Source organism: Rhizobium sp. SRDI969, from assembly GCF_025152725.1.
In the GTDB taxonomy this organism is placed as follows: Bacteria; Pseudomonadota; Alphaproteobacteria; order Rhizobiales; family Rhizobiaceae; genus Rhizobium; species Rhizobium leguminosarum_I.
In genome coordinates this window covers 3,929,756-3,949,735 of sequence record NZ_CP104035.1, presented here as the reverse complement: position 1 = coordinate 3,949,735, position 19,980 = coordinate 3,929,756, and the positions used below count along the sequence as shown (strand labels likewise).

Below are 19,980 nucleotides of genomic sequence, written 5' to 3'. Positions count from 1 at the left end.
GAAAATCTAAAGGGGCAGTGACCGCCGCCTTGGCGACGGTCACACGGACGAAACTTAAACGTCCAGTTTGTCCATGTCGCCTGGCTTGCCCCCCTTGATCATGGCAGCAATTTCTGTAGTCGAAGGGGTCGATCCGACGCGCGGCGTCTTGGCAAAGACGCTCAACTCGCTGCCGATTGGATCAATTGGCTTGCGGGTAGTTATCGTTTCCATGTTATGACTCTCCTTTGGTTTTCCTCGCCGTCCCCCTAAGGGGCCAATGACGCGATTGACTGAGGTACACTGTCGCATGCCGTTCTAGGGCGGCATGGACTGCGAAATTATTTGGCTGCAATCGATCCGGGCGGCTACGCGGTTGGCTCTCTGACCTAAGCATTGAGCGTACGACAATCGCCCGGTAAAGAAGCGGGTCTGATTGCGATGTGGCGCCGCTTGTACAACAGAAATCGAGGCGGGGACTCGTGCTCGCTTATGAGCCGGACTGGCGGCGAATTGGTGACCAAAACTTCCTGAGCCGTAAGGTTCAAACATCGAGCGGAATTCCCTATGCTAGCTAATTGCCTAAAACGTCTGCGGAGAGGACGATGGGATGACTTCGAGCGGCACGACTAATTCTTTTTCGAAAATGCTAGGCTCTGAGAGGATGTGTGTTCGCCACCCATTGGTGCGCAACGAGTTTATCAGCTTTGGGTGCGTTTCGCCGATGAGCGAGGTGATGCCGGCAGCACGGCAAAACTCCATCAACCCGATCATCAGAACACGCGATATTGGAATCCCGTCAATCTTTTCGTCACCGCTTGCAATCGCCCACCGCGTCCATTCGAAAACGTCGTGCGACCTTGGCCACTTTTGACCTCGCATGATTTGCGGGTAGACGGTTGATAGAAGATGTGGCTGCACAGTAGGAAGGAGCCGAGAATACCCGATCACCGCATCGTTCTTGAGAACGCTAAAATGAATAGCGCAATCGTGATCAAACTGATCTATTTCCCGTCTGTCACTCTTGCGTAACGCCTCCCACCCACGTCGTTCCACAAATTGCTGGTGTCGAAATCGCCAGATTTTCTCCATGATTACGGCGTTAGCCCGAGAGTGCCCAATGCAAATCTTGATCATCGCTCGCTGACCCCCGGATCACTATGCACGATCTTACTGTCCCTCAAAATGAGTAGAAATACTCATCTCTGCGCCAGGTCGCGGATGATCAGGTCGTTCGTCGCGCTACCATAGTTTGAAATCAGACAATCCCGCGCGGCATGGGAAATGGCGGTAACGGAAAGATCGCCAAAACGGGCTTAAGAATGCCATCATCTCGTACCGCTAGAGTAAATTTGCAGAGCATACGGTGTGCGTCAAAGACGCCAGGGGCTCGATCAAGCCGCCTCTCAGGCCACTTTTCGTTGATGGGATCACGTTAGAAAGCCATCTCGGCCGGTGCTTATCTGCTACCGACCAAATAGACTTCGGCCGCTCTTACCGTCCCGGGTTTCGGGGGCATGCCTATGGGTTAATCGTGGTCTGTCAGGGAGTAAATCTACTCATTTACGTCACCCGGAAATGATTATAGCTGAATTGGTGTCTCCAATAACACTCGCCTCAGTTGGAGCTGGGCCAAGAAGCGGTCCAAGCGATTGGATCAGTCCTGGCGTGAAGACAGAAAATCAATGGAAAGGGAGAGTTAAATGTCCTTGCATGTCAGCTACGTAGACAAGGAAATGACGGATCATGCCCGTGCATCACAGCCGGGAAGCGCAGCGCTTGCCCAAGGAACGCAATATTCGTTATTGCTGAAGAATCAATCGGCGCAACCTTGGACCTTCTATGTCTATCAAAAGATGCCTCAACCTGTTGCCAATGTCTTCTCCTTGGCGTGGTTCTGCTCTCCGTATCAAATTCGGGTTGGCAATCAAATCAAGTTCACTTGGGAGCTCGCCTATAATTTCGTCTGGAGCGACACGGGACAACTGATTCCTGGCGTGGACTTTTTTGCCTCCGGGGTGGAGGACTGCAGCCCCAGCGGGAGAAACACCACTACTTTTTCATTAAGCGATGGACCTGGCCTGACCGCGCCGATCAAGGGGGATCCTGCAGGATCACTGGTCATCAACGATGCTGGCAATGTGCCAAACAACCGGTTCTCCGTGGGCATCGGCATGTCCGGAACAGGGACTTATGTTGCACAAGCGGGCACCAATCTGCTCCACACGTTCACGCCAACTCCGAGCTATTGGATTGCGGCGGGAACGAATGTCACTATCGGGTCGGTGCTCAGCATCGACACGATCACCCAGACCAGGGAAGCCAAGTTTCCCTCTGCCGTCTTCAATCTCGTAGGCGTGCTCCAAGAGGACAACACCTGGGACGTCAACCCGGCTTGATGGCAGGGTGAATTGGCTTCAGCTCCGCCCGTCAGGGCGGAACTAATACATGGGAGTGCCTGTTGTTGCTGATAATTGGCACTCCTTTCCTCACACATCAATATTGCCCGAGGAACCAACGATGTTTGCAGGGCCTCCAATCGGTGCGATTTGTCCCTTTGCGGGGCAAGTTGCCCCTATCTCGAGCTCGGTCAATACGATCTGGAGCAACACACCCTGCGCAAGCTCTGGCGTGGCTGCGGGTACAAATGCGGAAGCTCCTATCAGCTACGTCGAAGCCCAAGGATGGATACTTTGCGATGGGCGCTATCTCAAGGCAGCCGCCTATCCAGAACTCTACGCCGTTCTCGGTGGACTCTATGGAGAGCGGAATTCTACGGCCGATCTGGAATTTCGGATTCCAGACTACCGTGGACTGTTCCTGCGCGGTTTCGATGCCGGTGCCGGTATGGACCCCGACGCGAAACGACGGCTGGATCCAACTGGCAACAATGTTGCAAATGTTGTTGGATCACTCCAATGCGATGCTCTGCAAATTCATTCGCATCCCTATGAGATAACGACGCCGTCGGGAATTTCGCAACAGGGCAGTGCCGCGGGAACTTCCATTTCAAGCAAATCGACAGGCTCGCCGGAAAGTCCGGCACGCACCGCTCTTGAGAGGCGTCCCAAGAACGTGGCCGTGAACTACCTGATCAAGTTTCGGTAACTTGAAAGGGGCGCAGGTCCTTTCATTCGATTCAGAGACATCGGTCCGGAAGCGACATCTTGCCGGCCGGCAAAAGAGGAGAAGTTTTAATGAATGCTACTTTGAGAGCTTTCGGATGCCTAGCTGCTTTCGCTCTGACGGTCACCTTCGCGCAGGCGGCCGCGGCTGAGGAGCATCAAAAAGGCAAGGTCGCAGCGAAGCCCGTAGAAACTGGCGTCGTGATCCGCGGCGTCACGCTTGCCGGTCCGGTTGGAAATCCGGGAACGTCAACCGGGAAAACATGCGACTTCAGCGGTGAGCCCGTGGATCCATCGGGGCGTTTGGAGGGGGCAAGCGTCAACTGCAGGCCAAATGGCAACCAGGCGAATACAACGCCAGGGCTACCCGCACGCTTTAACGCGTATTGCATGATAAATGCGCCGGTTAAAAGTGCGCGGCTGATCCAAGCTGCCCGACCAGAAAATGCCAACCACTGCGATCTGTCGGGGATCACCCCAAAAGACGCGACTGGTCAATTCGGGGGGGCCGTCTGGCGGTAGGCGGTCATTGGACGACTTCTGGGGAAACAAATTCAAAGCACGTCCTCGCAGCCCCCCAATCGATGCTGCCTGCTCGACCTACCGAAAACTGTGTTGCGCCTGTCTATCAATTCAGACGCAGATTTAGCTCTGCATTTCAACGGGGCTACTATCTGATCATGATGGCTGTCGTGATCCAACAGGCCCGATCTTTGAAGTGGCCGAAAACTCCATATGCTTCAGCGAATGATTCTGAGACGAAAGCTTTCGGCAATCATCTGAGGTGTATTAACCACATTGAGCTTTCGCTGGATGTTCAAAATGACATTTTGAATGGTTCGATGGGATCGTCCGAGAATCGTTGCGATCTCTATTGCTGTTTTGCCTGCGGCACACCAATGGATGATTTCGCGCTCTCGCGTTGTGATCATGGGTAAGGCCTGAATTTTTCGACTGGCATCATTCGCAATTTGGGCGCGGAGCAAGCTGTGCGCGTAAGCCGCCATCAGATAGAGCGCGCTTCGGTCGCAGGTTGAGAGCTCTACCTTTTCCGCTCCAAAACTGACAATCGATTGAAACCCAGCGGCAGTGTGTAAAGGAACGCTGAAGCCGTCAATCAACTTGAATTCGCGTGCCTCATCCATGACACGACGGCTCTGCCGATCGAGTTTTTGATCTCGCAGAGCTTCCGACCAAACAAATGCGTGATCGCATGTCTTGCTAAGATGCACTATGGGGTCGGCGTGGACATAATTGTTTTCACGATAACGATCAAACCACCCGACTGACCAATTGCCCAAAACGAAATAGGAATCAATTCGCTCAATAGGCGAGGGGATGCCGGATATCGCGAAATAACTAAACCCGAAATACTGCGAAATTTTTCCAAATAAGAGTAACACATCGTCTTTGCTCTTTGCGCTGGCTGACTCTGACAGGAAATCGAACACCAGATTCGAGACCGCTGAGGATTCTTCCTTCACGACAACCTCCCGGTTCGGTGCAAGATTAACTTCCTCACATCTAAGCAGTGAGTGTCCAGTTCCGTGGGCAGCTAAACTCTGAAAACCATATTATATACCCTTGATGCATACAACCAAAAAGCGCATCTTCAGGCGGGATCGTCCTCGGCAAACCGTTTGGCGCCGCTCGTCTGAAAAACAATTCGAGCCGTCAATTTTAACCGAGTGCGTCAGCCCGATCGCCATAGCTTCGCATTCACTCGGAACCGTACGGCAGACGACTGAGAACTTCAAAGCAGGGCCTGTCGCAAATTTTGGCGCTCAACGGTATGTTGACATGGGAAGATGATTGCCGTTCCGAAAGTTGTGGAGCGAGCCGATGATTCTGAATGCTATTGCCGAAAAGCTGAAGCGGCAATCGATGGATGGTTTCAAGCGCCGGAATTGTTCGAGGCATGGCTGATCGTGCGGGCGGTTGCCTTGTATTTGGGTTTTGCTCAAGGCTTCAGGCGAATTCGTCAGAAGCGAAAGTTTAGGCCCGCCTCAATTACATTATCGTTGAGGTCGGACCTTGAGCTGATGCCTCCACTCGTGGTCGGGACGGCGTTGTTAATGACGTAGTTGTACTCGATCTTTGCCGACACGCCGCCCGAAAACGCGTGCTCGACGCCGCCACCAAAGAGGTAGCCCTGTTTCCAGCTATCCGGCCCGGATTTCCATTTGTCCGATCCGGATACGAGGCGGTGGCCCTCGAACTCGGTCGTTGTGACGCCCGCGGTGCCGTAGACGAAAGTGCGATCAAAGCCCAAGCCAGCCTTCGCTTTCGCGGCACCTCGGAAGCGGCTTTCCACGTTGCCGCCGGGCACACGTACTTCGTTGTTCAAGTAAGAGCCTTCCAGTTCTGCGCCGAAAACGCCCGATCCAGCCTGGAAATTGTAACCTACCTGAGCGCCCACCGCTGGGGCGCGACCATTGTTGAACGGGTTGAATTTGGAGGCCGCGACACCTCCATGAAGACCGGCGTAAGCCCCGGCCCACGAGAAGGTTCCCGGTGCGTCATAAGAGGGGGCGCTCGGAACGCTGTGGTCAGCTAGATCGGCCGCCGACGCGCCGCATGCCATTAGCATCGAGACGCCCACGGAGAAGATTTTTCTTTTAATTAGCGACATATGTAACTCGATAACGAACGAAACTAACATCCGGTGCTGGGCTGGACGCGCAAGGGTCTGCAAACCACGCCTTACTCGCGGAGAGGGCATCATGAGCTTCCATGAGAAAAGCCAAATCGCTCGACTGGATCAAGTTTCGCCTCGCGTCCGTTGGGTCTTGAGTCGACCCGACGCTCTTCGGGACATAGGAGGCGTTGTCCCTGCTGTGCTGGAGCCTTCCTCCTGGACCATAGCCCCCGACGTTCCTCCCTGCGACAGCCCTTGTTGAATATTTCAGCATTGTCATACCTGCTTTCATAAGCAGACTCTCTACAATTACCTGATTTAAGACAAGAGATGCAGAGGATATATTTAGTCGTATATTCGTTTATGTTATATCAAAAATCGGTAATGGATTGATACTTCGCCATTTAAAGCAAACTTATACGTCATATATTTTCAAATATATTAATTTATTTTCCAGCTGGTGGCACAAGCATTTGCCGCGCCAACAAATTTAGGCTCGCACAACGAAAGCGCGACTGTAGCTGAGCTTATGCCACGACAGAATTCACGACGCTCGTCCGGGCGGCCAGATCCGCAGAGCGTCCCTGCCACTCCTGGTCCAGGAGCCTGTAATCCGCAGTGATATGATCGTCGGTCAGCCAATGGGTGGGGCCGAGCGGCTGCCGACTCTGCGGTGCGATGCCCGATCCCGAGGCCGGTTCAGCCGTCTGGGCAACTCGCGAGTAATGGGTAAGCCGCCCGTCCGACTCCCACCCCGCCGTGTTGGGCTCACCGTTGGTGGAGAAGCGTGTCATAGGGAAGCGTCGGGTCGGCTTGAGGATATTCAGAACATTGACGGCGTCGTCGAGACCAGTATCTCGGCGCTGTTCCTGCTGGTGATCAGCATCGCAATTTGTTCTTCCTGAGCCGTTGCGGAAGCCCAGATCGTTACCGCCGAAGCGAAGATACTCAACGCGCTCGACCCTTGCAGAGCACGGGCTTGATCGCCACTGGCGCAACGCCCGCACCCATACTCTGCACGACCCGTCCGCCGGAAGTACGCCATTTTGGGTAAGTATTTCCTGAACGGCGAGAAGCCACCGCTCCACGCCTGGAGCTGAGGTTTTCGATCTGCAAAGCACCCTGAGATCAGGTGCTCTGCAGATTTGTCTTCAGCGTATACGAGGGAAGAAGTTGTGGCCTTCGTCAACGGCCGCCGATCGTCATAGCCCCCAGTCGTTTTCATATCTGCCGGCCAACTACGAAGGGCGTGCCGTGCGGCCGAGATAAACATTTTCGCATCCGTCATTCAAATAGGTCATATCAAAACAATGGATTTCACTAATTCGCTCTTGGAAAAGATAAGGGGCACAGGCGGCGCCCGTTGCCTAATAAGGAGTATATGCGATGAATATCAAAGGCAGTGATAACGGCAGTTTTATCAAAGGATCCCCTGAAAACGACATAATCGATGGCGGCAAGAAGAACGACTGGATTGATGCCGGCAACGGCGATGATCGGATCAAAGCTGGTGACGGCCAAGACAGCATCACGGCCGGTCCGGGCCATGACATTGTCTGGGCCGGGAAAGGCTCAGACGTAATCCATGCCGACGGTGGTGACGATCTCTTGTACAGCGACGCCTCCTACCCCTTATACGTCACCGACCCTCACCGCGTAATACCGCATAGCGGCGAGGGCGATGACGTGCTCTACGCCGGCCCTGGCAGCGATATACTTGTGGCTGGTGACGGCGCAGATGTTCTGACTGGCGGCGACGACGGCGACGCCTTCGTGTTTCGGTTCCACGACCCTATGGTTGGAACAACGCACTGCTATACGAGTGTGATGGATTTCGACACGAAGCAGGACCGCTTTGTCCTGGACGCCGCAGATTTCGGTGGTGACCGGAATCTGTTTGATGCAAATTTCATCAATCATTCCAAGGGCTTTCCGGGCGAATTTGTGGACACCTTCTACAACGGCGCGGCCGAAGGCGCGCACGGCGAGCACGTCGTGGTAATCACTGATCGAGGCTTTGCGTCTGCCGCTGCCGCCGCGACTGCTATTGATCACGAAGCCCGCGGTGACATCATTGTCTTCCATGATCAAAAAACTCTCGGTCAAGATGGCGAAACTCACGGTGCGACACTAGCCTATGTCGATTCTGCGAACCACGCGCATGCCTTCGCTCATGTCGACAATCTGCACGACATGTCGGATCTTACCTCGCTTACGGCGGAAAATTTCGGCTTCATTTAATTCGATGATCCGAGGAGCGTTCCACCCTTGGGGCGCTTCTCTTTTCCAACATGGCGCAGGGAACTGAAAATAGAAACGACGTGATTTTATTGATCGACTGCACCAGTAAAGGTACGCCATTGAAACAAGTTCTCGTCGCCGATGACGACGCCGCCATGCGCCACCTGCATCCTGGGGCGGTTGCGCAAGCTGACTTTCTTCTCGCTGGCTGAGGCCAATGCCGCTATTGGCACTTGATCGCATCAACGATCACCTCATGCGTCGATTGGGTGTTTACCCGGCGGCAAGTATTTGAACGTGTCGAACGTGCTGCGCTCGCTAGCCTCCCGGGTGAAACTACGAATTCGCCGAATGGCGTCTGCTCCGTGTCTCGACCGATTATCACGTCGAGTTCAAAAGCTTCTTCTATTCCGTCCCTCATGCCCTCATTCGCCAGCAGGTCGATCTTAGAGCAACGGCGCGCACCATCGAGATCTTTTACCGCGGCAAGCGCATCGCCGTCCATCAGCGCCGCTATGGCGGCTGTCGTCATGGAACCGACCCAGATCACATGCCCAGTTCCCACCGGCGATACGCTGAGTGGACACCAGATCGCTTTCGGCGCTGGGCCGCATCCATCGGTCAAAGCATGCCGCGAGGATTTCTCCGTTGCATACCACCGCGTTCCCCGGCTGTTCGCCACGCTCGCGCTTGCAAGGGGTGACGGGCGATACGGCAGAATCCCCAAATCTATCGCCAAGACCGACCTGCTGATCCTCGATGACTAGGGACCGGAAAAACTCAACGATGAACAGCGCCGCGATCTTCTCGAGATCATCGAAGACCGCTACGAGCGTCGCTCGACGATCGTCACAAGCCAGGTGCCCCTGGATCGCTGGTGGGAAATTATTTCAAACCCAACGCCGCCGATGCGATACTGGATCGCCTCGTTCACAACGCCGAGGCATCGATCTCATTGGCGAAAGTATGCGCAAACAGCGTTCACCGATGGCGCTTGAAACACAGCAAAGCTTGACCTGACACAAAACCCGATCCAAACATCAAACAGACCCAGGATCAGCCCGAAAAATAGCCGGCTTCAAATCGGAATCGGTGGCCGGTTTCATCGGAATACGCACCCAATGCAACATCTGAAGATCGACCTGATCGGCTTGCTTAATGCCAACGAAGCGCATCGTCGGTCGCCTTGCAGCTTCTGCGATCGCCGCAGCATCGATGATGTCATTCTTGTTCGATTTTGCGTAGACTTCACTGCGCCGGGATGATGCGGACGGAATGCCCCATCGTCTGCAACTTGGCGCAAGCCATTGGGAACCCGGACGGGATTCCATTCCGACAAGCGTTCTGTTCGCTCGTTCGAAGAACTGCAGTAGCGTCTCGCGCCGGAACTATCCAGGCCGACCACGTGGAAGAGGTTCTTTCCGATATCGATGCCGAAGACGGCGCATTGGCGCAGTTGGTTGCGATCCATAATTTCAGCCCTCCTTTGCCCACCTCCGTTATGCTCTCGGGAGACAGGGCGGACCATCCCATTAGCTCTAAGCCCTGCTCGTAAGCGGGAGGTGGTGAAGGGCATGTGCCGCGATTGGACGACCTCCCGGCCGGCGCCAATACAACTCAGGCGCTGGCGCGCTAATGACTTGATCAGGTTAAACCATCCCGCATCCAGCGCTCGGCTATTGCGAATGTGCGGATTGGATGTTTGCATTTGCGGCTGCAACCGTCGAGGCCTCCCTGGGTGACGCGACTTTGGGAGCCGCAAAACCACCGCGGATTGCTACATTCAACCGCACGTGATCCTTGGCCAGTTGCTGGATCGCCGCAGCGAGGCTCGCCTGAGCGCTGGACACCTGCCTTTGCGCTTCGAGAACATCGAGGAGAGAAGAGGCGCCATCCGTGTACGAGGCCGTCGAAAGCTTCAGTGCTTCTTCGATCGTTTCTACTTGCCTGCGACGTGAGTTCTCTGTGTGAACGTCGCGTCGGACGGCTGTCAAAGCGTCCTCGACTTCCTGCACAGCTGTCAGGACGGTTAATTTCCAGCTTATGTAGGCTGCTGCGGCGTCCGATTTAGAAGTCTCCACGTTTGCCCGCAAACGGCCGCCGTCCAGAATTGGGAGGTCAAGGCTCGGCCCGAAGGACCATTTCAAGATACCCCCGTGACGGCCGCGCTGCTTGATATAGGAAGGGGTGATCGAGCCGGAGAGCGTTATCGCGGGGTAAAGCTGTGCTTCCGCCACGCCGATCTGTGCAGTCGCGGCGGCGAGATCCCGTTCAGCCTGGCGAATATCGAATCGATTGCGAATAAGATCGGCGGGAATGCCGGCATTGATCTTTCCGCGATAGACCGGCTGCCCTTCACTTTTCTGCAGTTGCTTGATCACTGTTTCCGACGGCAAAGCGAGGAGGGCCGCAATGTGATGCGCCGACACGCGAAAATTCAGTTCTAGCCTTGGTATTTCGGCAATCGTCGATCGGACAAGTCCTTCGGCTTGCAAGACATCCAGCCGGGAAGCCGCTCCCGCTTCGACTTGAAAATTCGTGAAATCGTAGGTCTCCTGGCGGGACTTCAGGTTCGCTCGGGAAATCGAGACGCGCTGCTGGTAGTACCGGGCGTCGATGTAGGAGGAAACAAGATCTTTGATTAGAGCTAGCTTTGCGGCGTCGACAGCCGCATGCGCAGAATCAAGAGAAGCCAGTGCGCTTTCAGTGCTGCGCCGGTACTGACCGAATACGTCCAGCAGCCAGGTCAACGATAGTTGCACGCTGGAGATATTCTGTGTGCTCGTGACATCTCCCCCTTTGCCGATCTCGCCGCTTGTCGTGTGTGATGCCTTGGGAAGGCCCCCGGCGCCAGCGATGGTGACGTCCGCGGCGGCGGCATTAACCCTTTCGAGCGCCTGCTGAACACTGAGGTTCTCATCCAGGCCGGAGGCAACGTACTGGTTGAGCGTACGATCTGAAAACGAATCCCACCACGCCGACACCGCAACATCGCCGGCGCTCTGTTTTGCACCCTCGGAAAACTTCTCCGGCAAAGGCGTTTCCGGCGGTGCATGGTCGGGCCCGAGCATGCAAGATGACAAAAGTAGCGGCAACACCGCAGCGGCCAGACGGAACGAATGCAATCAATCAGCCTCCATTACAGCGAAATTCAACTCAAACCCGTTTCGCCTGCCCGAAGGATGATGCCAGCGCGCAATTGCCGACGCAGCAGATCGAGAATTCCGGCGTGACACTACGAAATCGCGTGCAGCCAAAACAACAAGTCGACACCCGCTGGCGCGAGCTGGCGTCAAATCCCTTTAGGCCTGTCGTTCGGATCAAACTGAATGATAGTGATCCAATTAGCAGTGAGTGCCGGTCGGTTCTCGTTCTCGATCTCCACCGTAACCTCGTAGGTAGTCACCAGCATGCTTGCGCCGCGAAATTGACATTCAGAGAGAACGAAGCGACCGCGCACACGGCTGCCGGTCTTAACTGGTGACATGAAACGCACCCGGTCTAAGCCGTAGTTAAGGCCCATGGTCTGCTCGCGGATCTTTGGCATGCCGCTGAAGTTCATCGCCGACAGAAGCGAGAGTGTCAGGAAGCCGTGAGCGATAGTGCCACCAAACGGGCTTTCGACTGCCGCGCGTTCCGGGTGCACGTGGATGAATTGATGATCGTGTGTCGCATCGGCAAAGAGATCGATTGTAGTTTGATCGACGGTGATCCATTCGGATTTACCGAGCTCCTGGCCAATTCGCGACGGCACGTCGGCGAGCGAAAGTTCGTGCATACGACCTCACTTTTTTGATGTCTGATCAAGTCCTGGATTTTCCGGGAGGCGATTTGCGATCTAACCAATCGTCACAATCATTCGACTGTGACCGATTTAGCTAGATTCCGCGGCTGGTCCACATCTGCCCCCATAACGACCGCGGTATGATACGCAAGAAGCTGCAGCGGCAGAGAGAAGATCATCGGCGCGATAATCTCCGCAACATCGGGTAATACGATAGTGTGCATGGTGGGAAGCTTTGACATCGAAGCTCCCGTTTCGTCGGTGATCAGAATGATGCGGCCGCCGCGGGCGGCCACTTCCTGCATATTGGAGACAGTTTTATCGAAGAACCGATCATGTGGCGCGATGACAATGACTGGCATATTTTCATCGATCAGGGCGATCGGACCGTGTTTTAATTCTCCTGCCGCATAACCTTCAGCATGGATATAGGAAACCTCCTTGAGCTTCAGCGCACCTTCCATGGCCAATGGGAAACTCGTGCCGCGGCCGAGATAGAGCACGTCGCGGTAATGCGACAATTCCCGAGACAAGAGTTCGATCTCCGGCGTGATGTCGTTCAGCACCTGTCGCATAACGCCCGGCAAGGTCGCCAAACTTTGGACGAGCACCTGTTCCTCGTCGTCTGTGATCGTGCCCCGCGCCTTGCCTGCGCCGATGGCTAGCGCAGCGAGAACAGCAAGCTGGCAAGTGAATGCCTTGGTAGAAGCAACGCCGATCTCTGGCCCGGCGAGGATCGGAAAGATGGCATCTGCCTCGCGGGCCATAGTTGATTCTCGCGTATTGACGACAGCGCCTATTCTCAGACCATGTGCTTTGCAATAGCGCAGCGATGCAAGCGTGTCAGCCGTCTCACCAGATTGAGAGATGAAGAGCGCTGCCGACCGCGGCGACAACGGGATTTCTCGATAACGGAATTCAGAGGCGACATCAATTTCAACGATTAAGCGTGCGTAGCGCTCGAACCAATATTTGCCAATTAGTCCCGCAAGATATGCCGTGCCGCAGGCGGAGATCGCGAGGCTCTCAACCCCGGCGAAATCGATGTCGGTTGAAGTCGTTGTGACATGACTATCGTTGACATTGATGTAGTGACCAAGAGCACGGGCGATGACCTCCGGTTGCTCGTAGATTTCCTTCTCCATAAAATGCGGGTGATTGCCCTTGCCGACCAGGTCTGCGGTAGCAAGCGATATGTGCCGTGGGCGCGTAACGACATTGCCTTCGATATCGAAAACCTGGACACTCGTTTTGCCTACAACAGCCCAATCGCCATCGTTCAGATATGTGATGTCATTGGTGAACGGAGCAAGAGCGATCGCGTCGGAGCCTAGAAACATCTCACCATCGCCGTGGCCTATCACTAACGGTGGTCCATTGCGCGCCACCATTATGGTCGCGGGATCATCCTCAAACAGGATGGCAAGAGCGAAGGCGCCCTCGACGCACTTCAACATGGCATGCATTGCCTCAAGGCATCCCATGCCATCCCGGCGGAATTTTGTCAGGAGATGCGCAATCACCTCGGTGTCCGTGTCAGTCTGGAACTTGGCCCCTACCTCCGCCAATGCGTCCTTTAGCTTGGAGAAATTTTCGATGATGCCGTTATGAACAACGGCTACACCATCGGTAAAGTGCGGGTGAGCGTTGCATTCTGTCGGTGCGCCATGGGTCGCCCATCGTGTGTGGGCAATGCCGACAGTGCCGCTCAGGGGCGCTTCCTTCAATCTCGTTTTAAGGTTCCCGAGCTTGCCTTCCGCACGGCGCCGGTGCAATTCTCCTTCGAAGATCGTAGCAACGCCGGATGAATCATAGCCGCGATATTCCAGCCGCCCCAAGGCTTCGATCAGCCGCTCCGACACGGGCTTATGTCCCACTATGCCAACAATCCCACACATGCTCGTCACCCATGTCCCAAGAGCCCCCGACAGGTAATCAGGAGGCGGACGCCGCTCGGCGCGTGTCCTCCAGCGCGTGCTAATAAATCCAAACAGATTAGTAAAATTGATTGTTGGGATAGCTATCATCCACGATATGGATGTCTCCCACTCGGGTTGCGTCGATTAGACGCTGTAGGCAGCGCATGATGCCTTCTGCAAAGTGTCGACTGATAAGCTACGACCGGGGCGTGGGGCCTGCCTCTGAAAATGTTCGCGCCAACAGGAATTGTTATTTGCCGACGACATGCCGCCAATTGTTTTTCATCGGCGCACGGGCTGAAAGGCAATTCGTTTTTCTGCAGGTGAAGCGGTATGTGTCTGCGGGCTGACCCTAAGGCGTAGTTGCCCCTTTGCATGCAAACATGATCACGAATCGGTCAGCAGGACTGCGCAGCCGCATTTGCAAAGAGGTTGGCGTCAGAGTGAAAGTGCCGACAGTTGGAACCGAAAGGGCCATGGCGGCCAGAAGTCCGTTCGCAGAAGCAAAGAAACCAGCCCTTTACCGCCGGATTTACCCCAAGGCCTGCTTTTATGATTTCGGCAAGCGTCCACCAGCCTTGACCCGAGCTGGATTTCCCATGGCCGTGCTTCCTGCAGGAACATCTCGCGTGACCACACTACCAGCGCCAATGACAGCGTGATCGCCAATTGTCACGCCCGGGAGAATGATTGCTCCACCGCCAATCCAGGCGTGCCTGCCAATGCTGACAGGTCGTCCCAACTGCAGTCCAGCCTGGCGCTGCTCTGGATCATGTGGATGGTCCGCGGTGTAAATCTGCACAGCAGGGCCTATTGCGGTTCCGTCACCGATAGTTACCGCTGCCACGTCAAGAATGACGCAGTTGTAATTGATGTAAACCCAAGCTCCGATCCGGATGTTGAACCCGTAATCGCAGTGGAACGGAGGACGAATAACCGCTCCAAGCCCGACTGCTCCCAATCGTTCTAAAAGGAGCCCATTCCACCGCTCGGCGGAGTCGCCCAGCGTGTCATTATACCGCTTCAACCAAGCCCCGGTGAGGAGCAACTCGGCTTGGATCTCGGGGTCCGCTGCGTTGTACATTTCGCCTGCTAGCATCTTCTCTTTTTGGCTGCGTGTCATCGTATCTTCTCAGATCTTGTTCGTGGGGGTGGTCGGTGATTGCCGCTGGAATTCAACTAATAACGGCAGAGCTCACAGAGGAGTAAACAGCAATCTTTCCCCTTTGGCGGCCGGTTGAAGTCGTCTGCTCAAGCGAGGCAAATCCTGCACAAGGGGCTGACGGCACCAGCGACCTTGCGTTTCACCAGCTCGGGGAGGGCACAATCAGATGTGCGGATTCAACTTGGCAGGTTCCGTACACAGCGGCAAGCGCCCCAAAAACACCGGACCAGCGACTAATTCGCGATCAAGCTGGCACCTGGCGGGATATCGGGTGAAGGCAGAGGTGGAATCGAAAGCAACACTCCTTATTCGCGGGCAGAAAAGGTGAGGCCTAAACTTTGGTCGCCGGCGAGCCGCGTGAGAGCTCCCGGCGTCGAAAAATAGCGGGCTCCAGCTCCCCGCGGCACGTGGTGAATTCGGTGTAGCGTGAGCTTTCAGATGCCTGAGTATCTGCGGAATTGCAGCGAAGCCTTGCTGAAGGGAATCGGCGGCGCCTGGTTCAGGCATTTGCTGCTGGCCCTACAAGGGGTTCAATCGTGACGGTCTTAACTTCATGGCACCTGCTTGAACGCAAGGACAGCATTCATGCCGCCCATGGCGAAGGCGTTGCTCATGGCCACGCGCACCTTTCGCTCCCGGGGCACATTAGGGGTCACATCCAGGTCACAATCGGGGTCTGGCTCGCGATAGTTGGCGGTGGGCGGCACGACACCTTCTTGGATCGCCATCACGCAGGCTATCATTTCGAGCGCACTTGCTGCCCCGAGGCAGTGCGCGTGAGTGGATTTGGTAGAAGAGATGGACATCGATCGAGCATGGTCACCAAAGACGCGCTTAATCGCCGTCGTTTCGATCTGATCGTTGGCCTTGGTGCCGGTGCCATGGGCGTTGAGGTAGTCTACATCCTCGGCATTTAAACTCGCATCAACAAGGCAGGCGCGCATCGCCGCCTCCGGCCCATGCACAGCTGGTGCAGCGATGTGGTAGGCATCGGCGGAAAGGCCGATGCCGGCGACCTCGGCAAGCATCGTTGCACCGCGGGCGGCGGCATGCTCATAGCTTTCCAGCACGGCCATGCCCGCACCCTCGCCCAAAACTAGTCCTTTCCTGTCGGCCGAGAATGGCCGGCAAGTATCTGGAGCGAGTACGCGCATTGCTTCCCATGCCTTAAGCACGATCCACACGAGTGGCGCGTCGCTTCCTCCAGCTAGCATAACGTCCGCCCTACCGAGCTTGATCTGATCTACCGCTGAAGCGATCGCATGGTTGGCCGAGGCGCAGGCAGAGGTGGCACCGAAGACTGGCCCCCGCAGCCCGAGGTTCATGCTTACCTGACAGGCAGCCGCGCTAGGCATTGCCTTTACCCCAGTGAATAGCTCAGTGCGAGTCGCGCCGCCCAATAGGAGGGTGCGGTAGGCCTTCTCGGTAGCGTCCCAGCCGCCAAAGCCAACGCCCACTGTCGCGCCGAAACGGTGGGCATTTCCTTCATTGCACGAAAGGCCGGCCTGTAGCATGGCTTGTTTAGCTGCAAGCACGGCTAGCAGGCTGAAGCGGTCCATGGAGATGAGCTGTTTGCGATCAATGTCGTGTTGAGGCAGCACCTTGATCTCGGTCCCGATCATCCCCTTCAGCTCATGAATCTCTGAGTTTGAGATCGGGCCGATGGCGGAGCGGCCTTCGCGCATCTCCGTCCAGATAGAGGAAGCATCGGTGCCCAGTCCGCACAGTCCGCCCAATCCGGTGATAACGACGCGCCTGTCCATTCAGACCTCCTTGGTGAGCAAGCCACGGACGGCTTCCACCACGTCGCCGATATTGTTGAGGTTCGACCAGGCATCGGCCGTATTCATCTCGATCTTAATGCCGTAGAGCTGCTCCAGATCCCAAAGGACATCGGCCAAACCCAGCGAATCGATGCCAAGTGAAGTCAACTCAGTGTCAGTCGTTATTTCGCCGAGGGCTACGCTCGTTCTTTCGCCGTTTTCAGCTTTGACGAGCTTATTGATCGCACTGATAATTTCCAGTGTGAGTTGATCAGCCATTTGTATTCCTCTCCATCATGCCTAATTTCGACAAGCCGACGGCCTTGCGAGAAGGCTCGATCTAATTGCTGCGAACATCGGAAGATGTTCCGGCTCGTCTGCGAAGTGACGACAGAAACCAATAAAACTTACCGGAATCTCGCCGCGCGGCTGCCCTGCTATGGATCATATGGCATCATTGGTAAAATTGATTGTGTGGATCAAAAGCATCCACACTATGGATTGTGGCTCGACATATTGCCGCGGCTAACTTCTCGCGCCGGCGCCGTTGCAAATCCTTAAGAACAAGTATTGCGGGATCGAAAGTAGAGCTTCGGCTACTATCCCGGGTCGGCGCGTTGCTCAATTTCGCGCAGAAGGCATGTGCGGAAGGTCGGGGAAGTCGCCGCAGCTGGATGCTGGTTTCCGCGATGGGCCGAACATAAGTTACAGGAATAAAGTTTTGAATCACTTTTGCATGAGGCCAGGGAAAGCATTACGAATCGCACCTTCTCAGATAGAAACGATCGCTCTCGGCAATAGCTTCGATTGCTAGCTGAGCTGAGGCGGCGGGGGGCCGCCTGTAACGTAATACCTCCTTTGGGAACACAGCCAATGCGTATGGATCTAATTACTGGGGCTGTGAAATGAGCCGACGGTGCCGCTTACGACGTACAACTTTCCATCTCAGATTCCATGCGCAAAGCCTCTTGGATCATAATCTCGCGCATCCAGATGTTTCCAGGATCAGTGTTGTGAAGAGCCGGCCATTGGACAGCCTCAGTGAACGAAACAAGCGGCAAAGGATGCTCAATGATTCTTAGTGGGATAGTTCGTTCGTAATGTTTGACCAGCCGCAGGGGGATGGTTGCTATTCGATTAGTGCCAGACAGCAATGGCGGGATCAAGTTAAACCCCGGGACGACGAGCTCAATACGCCTCTTGAGGCCGTGCTGCATCAATAGCCATTGCTCTACGGAAGGCTTGAGACCACGTCCGAACTTAGCCGCAACATGTCCCATGGACATATATTGCTCCAAGGAGAGCTGCCCTTGTAACTGCTCGTTCGTAGGGCAGCCGACGCACACCAGTCTCTCTTCGAAAAGCCTTGCCTTCGGATGGGCGCCGGACATGAATAAGTCCGGGAGGATCAGAAAATCGACATCACCACGGCGGAGAAGCTCCTCCGGATCGTCGTCAAGTGGCAGCAACTCGAAGCTGACTCCTGGCGCCTCCCGAGCTAAGCGCAGTATTATCTTGTCGAAGAAGACCAGTGCCATGAAGTCTGAGAGGATAATTCTGAATCGGCGGTCGGACTCCGCTGGGTTTATTGGATCCCAAGCGATAACGGAGAGCTGAATATGCAAGAGGGCTTCGCGAACAGCGGGGGCAAGTGCCTCTGCACGCGGGGTCGGAACTAGCTCCCGTCTCTGCATGATAAAAAGGTCGTCGCGGAAATAGTCGCGCAACCTAGAGATGGCAGCGCTCATGGCGGGTTGGCTGAGGTTGATGCTGCGCGCCGCTGCTGTGAGCTTGCGCTCGGTCATTAGAGCGTCGAGTGCTACAAGAAGGTTTAGATCTAGGCCTTTAAAACGCATGGGTTGAATATCCATTCCATAGATGATTGCCATCCAAACAATCAATTTTACCAATCTTTCGGATCACTTATAGAAAACCCGGAACTTGATCAATATCAGGACCAGGAACTAAAAAACGAAGCGCCGGGCAGGGGCCCGATTTGAGACTCTTACATCTCTTAACCGCTCGATTGCCTAACCGGCAATCCAACAAGTATGCGCAACAATATCGCGCAGCTCTGATCGTGGTTGGGCGAAGAAACAACTTGGAGCTTTTGCATGTCTTCTGAAGTGCGATGGAAAATATGCTGGGAAAATGAGCTGGAAGCTTCCGACCACGCGGAACTCGCCGATTTTTTTTGCAAGACCTATGGGCCGACGGGAGCGTTCAATGCCAAGCCGTTCGAGACTGGCCGAAGCTGGGGTGGTGCGAGGCCCGAACGCCGCGCAATCGCATATGACTCGCACGGCGTCGCTAGCCACATGGGCTTGTTACGCCGCTTCATAAAAGTCGGTACGACTGAATTGCTTGTGGCCGAGCTAGGCCTGTACGGAGTGCGACCGGATCTAGAAGGATTAGGCATCGCTCACTCGGTCCGCGCTATGTTTCCGATTCTGCGCGAGTTGAGCGTTCCATTTGCTTTCGGAACAGTTCGCCACGCCATGCGGAATCATATGGAAAGATACTGCCGAGACGGTACCGCAAATATCATGACCGGGCTGCGTGTGCGCTCGACGCTTCCAGACGCGCATTCCGACCTGCCAGCCACGCGCACTGAAGATGTCCTCGTATTGGTGGTTCCCGTCGACCGTCCAATGACTGAGTGGCCCGCGGGCTCGTTGATTGAACGAAACGGGTCGGAACTATGAAGCGGCCCGCATATATGAGCGAAGTACCGGTCAATCACACAAGCGGCCAGGAAGCTCGCTGCGTTTACTTGACGTTCGACGACGGTCCTAATCCATTCTGCACGCCGCAAATCCTGGATGTTCTAGCTGAGCACCGCGTTCCGGCGACATTTTTTGCTATCGGCTCATACGTGAAGGATCACCCCGAACTCATTCGGCGTCTTGTGGCGGAAGGTCATGATGTCGCCAATCATACCATGACGCATCCCGACCTCGCCACCTGCGATCCCAAGGATGTGAAACGTGAAATAGACGAGGCGCATCAAGCTATTGTCTCGGCCTGTCCCCAAGCCTTGGTCCGGCACTTACGAGCGCCTTACGGGGTTTGGACTGAAGACGTCCTTTCAGCATCGGTGAGGGCTGGACTTGGAGCCGTTCACTGGTCGGCCGACCCTAGAGACTGGTCTTGCCCGGGCGTCGACGTGATCGTTGATGAGGTGCTTGCTGCTGCTCGGCCTGGGGCAATCGTGCTTTTGCACGACGGGTGTCCTCCCGATGAGGTGGAGCAATGCTCGCTTGCCGGACTCCGTGACCAGACGCTCATAGCACTCTCTCGAATTATTCCGGCACTGCATAGCCGCGGATTCGAGATTCGTTCACTTCCCTGAAACACTGGACAAAC

The 19,980-nt window shown here is 55.3% G+C and carries 19 protein-coding genes and 4 pseudogenes; 11 read left to right on the top strand and 12 right to left on the bottom strand.

Features of this window, described 5'->3' with window-relative positions; all coding sequences use genetic code 11:
- Positions 1 to 54: 54 nt before the first annotated feature.
- Positions 55 to 213: a hypothetical protein gene (locus N2A41_RS19560; protein WP_003551761.1), complete on the bottom strand. Its 159-nt coding sequence runs from the start codon at positions 211 to 213 to the stop codon at positions 55 to 57.
- A 348-nt stretch (positions 214 to 561) separates the two neighbouring features.
- The gene (locus tag N2A41_RS19555; protein WP_003551763.1) at positions 562 to 1,116 is read right to left on the bottom strand and encodes an acyl-homoserine-lactone synthase; all 555 of its coding nucleotides are present in this window, start codon (positions 1,114 to 1,116) and stop codon (positions 562 to 564) included.
- A gap of 566 nt (positions 1,117 to 1,682) precedes the next feature.
- Between N2A41_RS19555 and N2A41_RS19550 the strand changes: the two genes are divergently transcribed.
- The 3 genes from N2A41_RS19550 to N2A41_RS19540 all read left to right on the top strand — a co-directional run bounded on the left by N2A41_RS19550 (position 1,683) and on the right by N2A41_RS19540 (position 3,626).
- Positions 1,683 to 2,378, top strand: coding sequence for a protein RhiA (locus tag N2A41_RS19550; protein WP_003551764.1), 696 nt, complete (start codon positions 1,683 to 1,685; stop codon positions 2,376 to 2,378).
- Between the two features lie 49 nt (positions 2,379 to 2,427).
- Complete coding sequence (locus tag N2A41_RS19545) at positions 2,428 to 3,087, top strand: phage tail protein (protein ID WP_260109506.1); 660 nt, start codon at positions 2,428 to 2,430, stop codon at positions 3,085 to 3,087.
- Positions 3,088 to 3,176: 89 nt separating this feature from the next.
- Positions 3,177 to 3,626 carry a protein rhiC gene (locus N2A41_RS19540; RefSeq protein WP_164011327.1) on the top strand — a complete coding sequence of 150 codons (450 nt, stop codon included), beginning with the start codon at positions 3,177 to 3,179 and terminating at the stop codon, positions 3,624 to 3,626.
- Positions 3,627 to 3,844: 218 nt separating this feature from the next.
- Here the strand turns inward: N2A41_RS19540 and N2A41_RS19535 are convergent, their stop codons facing one another.
- Positions 3,845 to 4,588 carry a helix-turn-helix transcriptional regulator gene (locus N2A41_RS19535; RefSeq protein WP_131711124.1) on the bottom strand — a complete coding sequence of 248 codons (744 nt, stop codon included), beginning with the start codon at positions 4,586 to 4,588 and terminating at the stop codon, positions 3,845 to 3,847.
- 358 nt (positions 4,589 to 4,946) lie between these two features.
- On the opposite strand from N2A41_RS19535, the pseudogene N2A41_RS19530 reads away from it, so the two are divergent.
- A pseudogene (locus N2A41_RS19530) lies at positions 4,947 to 5,089 on the top strand (IS6 family transposase); the annotation flags it as partial.
- Here N2A41_RS19530 and N2A41_RS19525 read toward each other — a convergent pair.
- Positions 5,086 to 5,736: an outer membrane protein gene (locus N2A41_RS19525; protein WP_131664061.1), complete on the bottom strand. Its 651-nt coding sequence runs from the start codon at positions 5,734 to 5,736 to the stop codon at positions 5,086 to 5,088. The pseudogene N2A41_RS19530 and the gene N2A41_RS19525 overlap by 4 nt on opposite strands.
- A 914-nt stretch (positions 5,737 to 6,650) precedes the next feature.
- Here N2A41_RS19525 and N2A41_RS19520 point away from each other — a divergent pair.
- The 5 genes and pseudogenes from N2A41_RS19520 to N2A41_RS19500 form a co-directional block, all read left to right on the top strand.
- Positions 6,651 to 6,842 (top strand): annotated as a pseudogene (locus tag N2A41_RS19520) (SfnB family sulfur acquisition oxidoreductase); the annotation flags it as partial.
- 286 nt (positions 6,843 to 7,128) lie between these two features.
- Positions 7,129 to 7,983, top strand: a complete 855-nt coding sequence (locus N2A41_RS19515) for a calcium-binding protein (RefSeq protein ID WP_011654216.1) — start codon at positions 7,129 to 7,131, stop codon at positions 7,981 to 7,983.
- 50 nt (positions 7,984 to 8,033) lie between these two features.
- A complete protein-coding gene (locus tag N2A41_RS19510) occupies positions 8,034 to 8,195 on the top strand; it encodes a hypothetical protein (protein ID WP_020048089.1) in 162 nt (53 codons plus the stop codon).
- A 146-nt stretch (positions 8,196 to 8,341) separates the two neighbouring features.
- Positions 8,342 to 8,686, top strand: coding sequence for a Mu transposase domain-containing protein (locus N2A41_RS33440; RefSeq protein ID WP_371316936.1), 345 nt, complete (start codon positions 8,342 to 8,344; stop codon positions 8,684 to 8,686).
- A pseudogene (locus N2A41_RS19500) lies at positions 8,607 to 9,003 on the top strand (ATP-binding protein); the annotation flags it as partial. The gene N2A41_RS33440 and the pseudogene N2A41_RS19500, both read left to right, overlap by 80 nt.
- Before the next feature lie 92 nt (positions 9,004 to 9,095).
- On the opposite strand, the pseudogene N2A41_RS33435 reads toward N2A41_RS19500, so the two are convergent.
- From N2A41_RS33435 to N2A41_RS19460, 8 genes and pseudogenes are all read right to left on the bottom strand, one after another.
- Positions 9,096 to 9,454, bottom strand: a pseudogene (locus tag N2A41_RS33435) (IS110 family transposase); the annotation flags it as partial.
- Positions 9,455 to 9,659: 205 nt separating this feature from the next.
- Complete coding sequence (locus tag N2A41_RS19490; protein ID WP_131604692.1) at positions 9,660 to 11,108, bottom strand: efflux transporter outer membrane subunit; 1,449 nt, start codon at positions 11,106 to 11,108, stop codon at positions 9,660 to 9,662.
- Positions 11,109 to 11,275: 167 nt separating this feature from the next.
- Positions 11,276 to 11,761: a MaoC family dehydratase gene (locus N2A41_RS19485; RefSeq protein ID WP_011654219.1), complete on the bottom strand. Its 486-nt coding sequence runs from the start codon at positions 11,759 to 11,761 to the stop codon at positions 11,276 to 11,278.
- Positions 11,762 to 11,838: 77 nt separating this feature from the next.
- A complete protein-coding gene (gene glmS, locus N2A41_RS19480) occupies positions 11,839 to 13,665 on the bottom strand; it encodes a glutamine--fructose-6-phosphate transaminase (isomerizing) (protein ID WP_131604691.1) in 1,827 nt (608 codons plus the stop codon).
- Positions 13,666 to 14,236: 571 nt separating this feature from the next.
- On the bottom strand, positions 14,237 to 14,809 hold the full coding sequence (gene nodL, locus N2A41_RS19475) for a nodulation O-acetyltransferase NodL (protein ID WP_003551796.1): 573 nt from the start codon (positions 14,807 to 14,809) through the stop codon (positions 14,237 to 14,239).
- Positions 14,810 to 15,402: 593 nt separating this feature from the next.
- The gene (locus N2A41_RS19470) at positions 15,403 to 16,614 is read right to left on the bottom strand and encodes a beta-ketoacyl-[acyl-carrier-protein] synthase family protein (RefSeq protein ID WP_003551798.1); all 1,212 of its coding nucleotides are present in this window, start codon (positions 16,612 to 16,614) and stop codon (positions 15,403 to 15,405) included.
- Positions 16,615 to 16,893 (bottom strand): acyl carrier protein, encoded by a 279-nt coding sequence (locus N2A41_RS19465; protein WP_011654221.1) that lies wholly within the window; start codon positions 16,891 to 16,893, stop codon positions 16,615 to 16,617.
- 644 nt (positions 16,894 to 17,537) lie between these two features.
- On the bottom strand, positions 17,538 to 18,470 hold the full coding sequence (locus tag N2A41_RS19460) for a LysR family transcriptional regulator (protein WP_003551803.1): 933 nt from the start codon (positions 18,468 to 18,470) through the stop codon (positions 17,538 to 17,540).
- A 258-nt stretch (positions 18,471 to 18,728) separates the two neighbouring features.
- Here N2A41_RS19460 and N2A41_RS19455 point away from each other — a divergent pair, with 258 nt between their 5' ends.
- Both N2A41_RS19455 and nodB read left to right on the top strand, forming a co-directional pair.
- Positions 18,729 to 19,319, top strand: coding sequence for a NodA family N-acyltransferase (locus N2A41_RS19455; RefSeq protein WP_131604689.1), 591 nt, complete (start codon positions 18,729 to 18,731; stop codon positions 19,317 to 19,319).
- Complete coding sequence (nodB, locus tag N2A41_RS19450) at positions 19,316 to 19,966, top strand: chitooligosaccharide deacetylase NodB (RefSeq protein ID WP_011654222.1); 651 nt, start codon at positions 19,316 to 19,318, stop codon at positions 19,964 to 19,966. Before N2A41_RS19455 ends, nodB begins: the two co-directional genes overlap by 4 nt.
- Positions 19,967 to 19,980: the final 14 nt, after the last annotated feature.